The organism is Pseudomonas sp. FW300-N1A1 (assembly GCF_058789115.1).
Map to the genome: position 1 here is coordinate 134030 of NZ_JBYTBK010000009.1, position 8281 is coordinate 142310.

Genomic DNA, 8281 nt, shown 5'->3' on the forward strand with positions numbered 1-8281 from the left:
TCCCCATGACCAGTTTGCATGCCGACGAGGCGTTTCTAGGCCACTACCAGTTGAACCATGACCCTTTTGCTCCACGGGTTCCCGGTTTCAAGTTTTTCCCTGCCCAGCGCAAGCCCGTGCTGGGGCAACTGCATCACCTGGCCCGTTACAGCCAGCTGTTGCTGGTGGTCACCGGGCCGCAAGGCAGCGGCAAGACCCTGTTGCGCCAGGCGCTGGTTGCCAGCACCAACAAGCAGACGGTACAGAGCGTGGTGGTCTCCGCCCGCGGTGCCGGTGATGCGGCCGGTGTGTTGCGTCAGGTGGCCCAGTCGCTGGAAATCGCGCAGGCTGAAGTCGGTGCGATCCTCAAGCAGGTGGTGCAACTCGCCCTGACCGGCCAGGAAGTCTATCTGCTGGTGGACGACGCCGAGCAGCTCGACGAGTCGGCGCTTGAAGCGTTGCTGGCCCTGGCGGCCGGTGCGCCTGAGGGGCGCCCGCATGTGTTCCTGTTCGGTGAGCCGTCGCTGATCGCCGGGCTTGAGTCGTTGACGGGCGAGGAAGAGCGCTTCCACGTCATCGAGTTGCAACCGTATGCCGAGGAGGAAACTCGCGAATACCTGGCTCAGCGCCTTGAGGGTGCCGGTCAGGGAATCGAACTTTTCTCCGCCAATCAGATCTCTGAGATTCACGAAAGCTCCGACGGCTGGCCTGGAAACATCAACCAGGTTGCCCGCGATGCGATGATCGAAGCCATGATTGCTAGCCGCTCAGCGGTCAAGCGTCCAAGTATGGGGTTCAACATGCCGAAGAAACACGTATTGGCAATTTCCGCCGTTGTCGTGGTTGCGGTGGCCGCTGCCTGGTTGATGCCGGGTCGCAGCAAGACACCAACCACCGGCGCACCTGCCAACGAGCAGGCGCAACTGCCGCTCGGCCAGGGCGCTCCAACACCGAACGGCGGCGCTCCGGCGGTCGAGTTCGCCGGCAACACCCAGCCGATGCCGCTGCCGCTGGTCGGGCAATCCCAGCCGGTAATGCGGGGGCCGTTGGCTGAAGAGGCCGGTGGCATCACCGAAGGCGACGACGGTGTGCCGCTCGAAGGTTCCAGCGCTGTTCCGCCGACCGTGACCACCATTGCACCACCGGCCGGCATTTCAGCCGGTCCTGCACCGACCCCGGCTCCAGCACCTGTTGCCAAGCCAGCGCCTGTCCAGGTTGCTACCGCCAAGCCTGCACCTGCTCCTGTGGCCAAACCGGCTCCAGTGGCCAAGCCTGCTCCAGTAGCCAAGCCGGCCGAGAAGCCAGCCACTGTCGCCAAGGCGACATCCGGTGGCAGTTGGTATGCCGGTCAGGCTCCGGGCAGCTACGTCGTACAGATCCTGGGCACCAGCTCGGAAGCCACGGCGCAGAACTTCGTCAAAGAGCAGGGCGGCCAGTACCGCTATTTCAAGAAAGTGCTCAACGGCAAGCCGCTTTACGTCATCACTTACGGCAGCTTCGCCAACCGCGATGCAGCTGTTACCGCTATCAAGGCCTTGCCAGCGAAGGTTCAGGCTGGTAAACCTTGGCCTCGCACTGTCGCCAGCGTCCAACAGGAACTGGCAACAACTCGCTGAAGATTCGGCGGCCTTACCCAGGCCGCCTCTCCAAGCACCTCAAAATTTCTACAAGTGCGCGCAGCCCTACAGGGTCTGTTGGCGCTTGCTGACGACCGCGACGCAGACCCATTTGGCGCTGGGCAAGGCGCGAGGAACGCAGTTTGGTTGTTCCAAATAAGTTCCGAGCAACGCCGCCCAGCGCCAAATGGGTCGCGTCCCTTCGGGTTGCGTGCCAACGTGGGCGAGGCTGCGTTGCGGGATTTGCCAAGGGAACAACCATTGGCGGCATCCCGCGCCTTGCCTCGCCCACGTTGGCATCGCAACGCGGTTCGTCAGCAAGCGCCAACAGACCCTGGGCCGCGTGCCTTGTGGTGTCTGCGTCACGGTAGTCTTTGGGTCGTTGCGGTCAACATCAAAAATGTTTTGACTAGCACAGCATATCGCTTTAAACCTTTCATAAATGCGACATAGATTTGCGACATTTCGTCGTCAAATTTGTGAGCCTCTGTGTCGGTGTGTACAATGACCTCCCTTTTGCCCCCGCAAAGCTGGCGTACGTTCGGCGCGGAAGGTAAGCGGTTGAATTAAAAAGAAATTTGTCTCTGTAAGAGGCAGCCTGGTGAGAAAGTGTCTATGAAAGCAGGTCTGTACCAACCCGATGAATTCAAGGATAACTGCGGTTTCGGCCTGATAGCCCATATGCAGGGCGAACCCAGTCATACCCTTTTGCAAACGGCCATCGAGGCCCTGACCTGCATGACCCACCGCGGTGGGATCAACGCCGACGGCAAGACCGGTGACGGTTGCGGTCTGCTGATTCAGAAACCGGATGTGTTCCTGCGTGCCATCGCCCAGGAAACCTTCGGTGTGGAACTGCCCAAGCAATATGCAGTGGGCATGGTCTTCTTCAACCAGGATCCGGTCAAAGCCGAAGCTGCTCGCGAGAACATGAACCGCGAGATCCTGGCTGAAGGCCTGCAACTGATCGGCTGGCGTAAAGTGCCAATCGACACCAGCGTCCTTGGCCGCCTGGCCCTGGAGCGTTTGCCGCAGATCGAACAGGTGTTCATCGCCGGTGATGGCCTGAGCGATCAGGACATGGCGATCAAGCTGTTCAGCTCCCGTCGTCGCTCGTCCGTGGCCAACGCCGCCGACACCGACCACTACATCTGCAGCTTTTCCCACAAGACCATTATCTACAAAGGCCTGATGATGCCGGCGGATCTGACCGCCTTCTATCCAGACCTGAGCGACCAGCGCCTGCAAACCGCGATTTGCGTGTTCCACCAGCGCTTCTCCACCAACACCCTGCCGAAATGGCCGCTGGCTCAACCGTTCCGCTTCCTGGCGCACAACGGCGAGATCAACACCATCACCGGCAACCGCAACTGGGCCCAGGCCCGTCGCACCAAGTTCACCAACGACCTGATGGACCTGGAAGAGCTCGGCCCGCTGGTCAACCGCGTGGGCTCCGACTCCTCGAGCATGGACAACATGCTGGAGCTGATGGTCACCGGTGGCATCGACCTGTTCCGTGGCGTGCGCATGATCATTCCGCCTGCGTGGCAGAACGTCGAGACCATGGACCCGGACCTGCGGGCGTTCTACGAATACAACTCGATGCACATGGAGCCGTGGGACGGCCCGGCCGGCGTGGTCATGACCGATGGTCGCTACGCGGTGTGCCTGCTCGACCGTAACGGTCTGCGTCCGGCGCGTTGGGTCACCACCAAGAATGGCTTTATCACCCTGGCCTCGGAAATCGGTGTCTGGAACTACCAGCCTGAAGACGTGATCGCCAAGGGCCGCGTGGGACCTGGCCAGATCTTTGCCGTGGACACCGAAACCGGTCAGATCCTCGACACCGATGCCATCGACAACCGTTTGAAGTCCCGTCATCCCTACAAGCAATGGCTGCGCAAGAATGCCCTGCGCATCCAGGCGACCATGGAAGACAACGACCACGGTTCGGCCTTCTACGACGTCGACCAGCTCAAGCAGTACATGAAGATGTACCAGGTCACCTTCGAAGAGCGTGACCAGGTGCTGCGTCCATTGGGCGAGCAGGGCTACGAAGCGGTCGGCTCCATGGGCGACGACACGCCGATGGCCGTGCTGTCCCAGCGTGTGCGCACGCCGTACGACTATTTCCGCCAGCAGTTCGCGCAGGTGACCAACCCGCCGATCGACCCGCTGCGCGAAGCCATCGTCATGTCGCTGGAAATCTGCCTCGGTGCCGAGCGCAATATCTTCCAGGAGTCGCCGGAACACGCCTCGCGCGTGATCCTCAGCTCGCCGGTCATTTCCCCGGCCAAGTGGCGCTCGCTGATGAACCTGGATCGCCCGGGCTTCGAACGCCAGGTCATCGACCTCAACTACGACGAGGCCATGGGCCTTGAAGCCGCCGTGCGCAATGTCGCCGATCAGGCTGAAGAAGCCGTGCGTGCCGGTCGCACCCAGATCGTGCTGAGTGACCGCCACATCGCCCCGGGCAAGTTGCCGATCCACGCTTCGCTCGCCACCGGCGCGGTACACCACCGCCTGACCGAAAAAGGCCTGCGCTGCGACTCCAACATCCTGGTCGAGACCGCCACCGCTCGTGATCCGCACCACTTCGCGGTGCTGATCGGTTTCGGCGCCTCGGCGGTCTATCCGTTCCTGGCCTACGAAGTGCTGGGCGACCTGATCCGCACCGGTGAAGTACTGGGCGACCTCTATGAGGTGTTCAAGAACTACCGCAAAGGCATCACCAAGGGCCTGCTGAAGATCCTGTCGAAGATGGGCATCTCGACCATCGCCTCGTATCGCGGTGCTCAGTTGTTCGAAGCCATCGGCCTGTCCGAGGAAGTGTGCGATCTGAGCTTCCGTGGCGTGCCGAGCCGCATCAAGGGTGCGCGCTTCGTCGACATCGAAGCCGAGCAAAAGGCCCTGGCTGCCGAAGCCTGGAGCCCGCGCAAGCCAATCCAGCAGGGCGGTCTGCTGAAGTTCGTCCACGGTGGCGAATATCACGCGTACAACCCGGACGTGGTCAACACCCTGCAAGCCGCTGTGCAGCAGGGTGACTACAGCAAGTTCAAGGAATACACGGCGCTGGTGGACAACCGTCCGGTGTCGATGATCCGCGACCTGTTCAAGGTCAAGACCCTGGACACGCCGCTGGACATCAGCGAGATCGAACCGCTGGAATCGGTGCTCAAGCGCTTCGACTCCGCCGGTATCTCCCTGGGCGCCCTGTCGCCGGAAGCTCACGAAGCCCTGGCCGAAGCCATGAACCGCCTGGGTGCGCGTTCCAACTCCGGCGAAGGCGGCGAAGACCCAGCGCGCTACGGCACCATCAAGAGCTCGAAAATCAAGCAGGTGGCAACCGGCCGCTTCGGTGTGACCCCGGAGTACCTGGTCAACGCTGAAGTGCTGCAGATCAAGGTCGCCCAGGGTGCCAAGCCCGGCGAAGGGGGCCAGTTGCCAGGCGGCAAGGTCAACGGTCTGATCGCCAAGCTGCGTTATGCGGTGCCGGGCGTGACCCTGATCTCGCCGCCGCCGCACCACGACATCTACTCGATCGAAGACTTGTCGCAGCTGATTTTCGACCTCAAGCAAGTCAACCCGAAGGCGCTGGTCTCGGTGAAACTGGTTGCCGAAGCGGGCGTGGGCACCATCGCTGCCGGCGTGGCCAAGGCCTATGCCGACCTGATCACCATCTCCGGCTACGACGGCGGCACCGGTGCATCGCCGCTGACCTCGATCAAGTACGCCGGCGCCCCGTGGGAACTCGGCCTGGCGGAAACCCACCAGACCCTGCGCGGCAACGACCTGCGCGGCAAGGTCCGGGTGCAGACCGACGGCGGCCTGAAAACCGGCCTCGACGTGATCAAGGCGGCCATCCTTGGCGCTGAAAGCTTCGGTTTCGGCACCGCGCCGATGATCGCCCTGGGCTGCAAATACCTGCGCATCTGCCACCTGAACAACTGCGCCACCGGCGTGGCGACCCAGAACGAGAAGCTGCGCAAGGACCACTACATCGGTACGGTCGACATGGTGGTGAACTTCTTCACCTACGTCGCCGAAGAAACCCGTGAGTGGCTGGCCAAGCTGGGCGTGCGTTCCCTCGAAGAGCTGATCGGCCGCACCGACCTGCTGGAAATCCTCGAAGGGCAGACCGCCAAGCAGAACCACCTGGACCTGACCCCGTTGCTGGGCAGCGATCACATCCCGGCAGACAAGCCACAGTTCTGCGAAGTGGACCGCAACCCGCCGTTCGACAAAGGCCTGCTGGCCGAGAAAATGGTCGACCTGGCCACTTCGGCGATCAACGACCTGAGCGGTGCCGACTTCGCCCTGGATATCTGCAACTGCGACCGTTCCATCGGCGCGCGGATCTCCGGTGAAATCGCGCGCAAACACGGCAACCAGGGCATGGCTAAGGCGCCGATCACCTTCCGTTTCAAAGGCACCGCTGGCCAGAGCTTCGGTGTGTGGAACGCCGGCGGCCTGAATATGTACCTGGAAGGCGACGCCAACGACTACGTCGGCAAAGGCATGACCGGCGGCAAGCTGGTCATCGTGCCGCCCAAGGGTAGCGTCTACAAGACTCAGGACAGCGCCATTATCGGCAACACCTGCCTGTACGGCGCCACCGGCGGCAAGCTGTTCGCCGCCGGGACCGCAGGCGAGCGTTTCGCCGTGCGTAACTCCGGTGCCCACACCGTAGTGGAAGGCACGGGCGATCACTGCTGCGAATACATGACCGGTGGTTTCGTCTGTGTACTGGGCAAGACCGGTTACAACTTCGGTTCAGGCATGACCGGCGGTTTCGCCTACGTGCTCGATCAGGACAACAGCTTCGTTGACCGGGTCAACCACGAACTGGTGGAAATCCAGCGGATCAGCGGCGAGGCGATGGAAGCCTACCGCAGCCACTTGCAACGCGTGCTGAATGAATACGTCGAGGAAACCGACAGCGAATGGGGCCGTAACCTCGCTGAAAACCTTGATGACTATGTGCGTCGTTTCTGGCTGGTCAAGCCCAAGGCTGCCAACCTGAAATCGTTGCTTTCCAGCACCCGTGCCAACCCGCAGTGATATGCGCCTGAAGAGTTTGATGAGGTTTTAACAATGGCTGAACGTCTGAATAATGACTTCCAGTTCATCGAGGTCGGGCGCAAGGATCCGAAGAAGAAACTGTTGCGTCAACGCAAGAAAGAGTTCGTGGAAATCTACGAACCGTTCAAACCCCAGCAGTCGGCCGACCAGGCCCACCGCTGCCTGGGTTGCGGTAACCCGTATTGCGAATGGAAGTGCCCGGTGCACAACTTCATTCCCAACTGGCTGAAGCTGGTGGCCGAGGGCAATATCCTCGCCGCCGCCGAACTGTCGCACCAGACCAACACCCTGCCGGAAGTCTGCGGCCGGGTGTGCCCGCAGGACCGTCTGTGCGAGGGTGCTTGCACCCTTAACGACGGCTTCGGCGCGGTGACCATCGGTTCGGTGGAGAAGTACATCACCGACACCGCGTTCGCCATGGGCTGGCGCCCGGACATGTCCAAGGTCAAGCCGACCGGCAAGCGTGTGGCGGTGATCGGTGCGGGCCCTGCGGGCCTGGGCTGTGCCGACGTGCTGGTGCGCGGTGGCGTGACCCCGGTGGTGTTCGACAAGAACCCGGAAATCGGCGGTCTGCTGACCTTCGGTATCCCGGAGTTCAAGCTGGAAAAGACCGTGCTGAGCAATCGCCGCGAAGTCTTCACCGGCATGGGCATCGAGTTCCGCCTGAACACCGAAGTGGGCAAGGACGTGACCATCGAGCAGTTACTCGAGGAATACGATGCGGTGTTCATGGGCATGGGCACCTACACCTACATGAAAGGTGGCTTTGCCGGTGAGGATCTGCCAGGCGTGTATGACGCCCTGGACTTCCTGATTGCCAACGTCAACCGCAACCTGGGCTTTGAAAAGTCGCCGGAAGATTTCGTCGACATGAAGGGCAAGAAGGTCGTGGTCCTCGGTGGTGGCGACACGGCGATGGACTGCAACCGGACCTCGATCCGCCAGGGCGCCAAGTCGGTGACCTGCGCCTATCGTCGTGACGAAGCGAACATGCCGGGCTCGCGCAAAGAGGTGAAGAACGCCAAGGAAGAAGGCGTGAAGTTCCTCTACAACCGCCAGCCGATCGCCATTGTCGGTGAAGACAAGGTCGAAGGCGTGAAGGTGGTCGAGACCCGTCTCGGCGAGCCGGACGCCCGTGGCCGTCGCAGCCCCGAGCCGATCCCGGGCTCCGAAGAGATCATCCCGGCCGACGCCGTGGTCATCGCTTTTGGTTTCCGTCCAAGCCCGGCGCCGTGGTTCGAGCCGTTCAGCATCCAGACCGACAGCCAGGGCCGTGTCGTAGCCCCGGAACAAGGCAAGTTCAAGCACCAGACCAGCAACCCGAAAATCTTCGCCGGTGGCGACATGGTTCGCGGTTCTGACCTGGTGGTAACGGCAATCTTCGAAGGCCGCAATGCCGCCGAAGGGATCCTGGATTACCTGGGGGTGTAGCCACTTTCCAGAAATGGAATGCGGTCCAAATGTGGGAGCGGGCTTGCTCGCGAAGAGGGAGTGTCAGTCGACAGTTTTGTTGTCTGACACACCGCATTCGCGAGCAAGCCCGCTTGTATGTTTAGACTTGTAGGGGTGGTGGGACTAAAAGCCAGCATCTGACTCTAGCCAGT

The 8281-nt window shown here is 61.6% G+C and carries 3 protein-coding genes; all 3 read left to right on the forward strand.

Annotation, left to right across the window (positions count from 1 at the left end):
- Positions 1-5 precede the first annotated feature (5 nt).
- The 3 genes from AC3WQN_RS09365 to AC3WQN_RS09375 all read left to right on the forward strand — a co-directional run bounded on the left by AC3WQN_RS09365 (position 6) and on the right by AC3WQN_RS09375 (position 8108).
- Positions 6-1595, forward strand: a complete 1590-nt coding sequence (locus AC3WQN_RS09365) for an SPOR domain-containing protein (protein ID WP_103401294.1) — start codon at positions 6-8, stop codon at positions 1593-1595.
- Positions 1596-2210: 615 nt separating this feature from the next.
- Positions 2211-6656 carry a glutamate synthase large subunit gene (gene gltB, locus AC3WQN_RS09370; RefSeq protein WP_103401293.1) on the forward strand — a complete coding sequence of 1482 codons (4446 nt, stop codon included), beginning with the start codon at positions 2211-2213 and terminating at the stop codon, positions 6654-6656.
- A gap of 33 nt (positions 6657-6689) precedes the next feature.
- Complete coding sequence (locus tag AC3WQN_RS09375) at positions 6690-8108, forward strand: FAD-dependent oxidoreductase (RefSeq protein ID WP_103401292.1); 1419 nt, start codon at positions 6690-6692, stop codon at positions 8106-8108.
- The last annotated feature ends 173 nt before the right edge of the window (positions 8109-8281 follow it).

Coding starts and splice junctions, on each gene's coding strand:
- AC3WQN_RS09365 (WP_103401294.1), top strand. CDS start 6: ATGACCAGTTTGCATGCCGACGAGGCGTTTCTAGGCCACTACCAGTTG.
- gltB (WP_103401293.1), top strand. CDS start 2,211: ATGAAAGCAGGTCTGTACCAACCCGATGAATTCAAGGATAACTGCGGT.
- AC3WQN_RS09375 (WP_103401292.1), top strand. CDS start 6,690: ATGGCTGAACGTCTGAATAATGACTTCCAGTTCATCGAGGTCGGGCGC.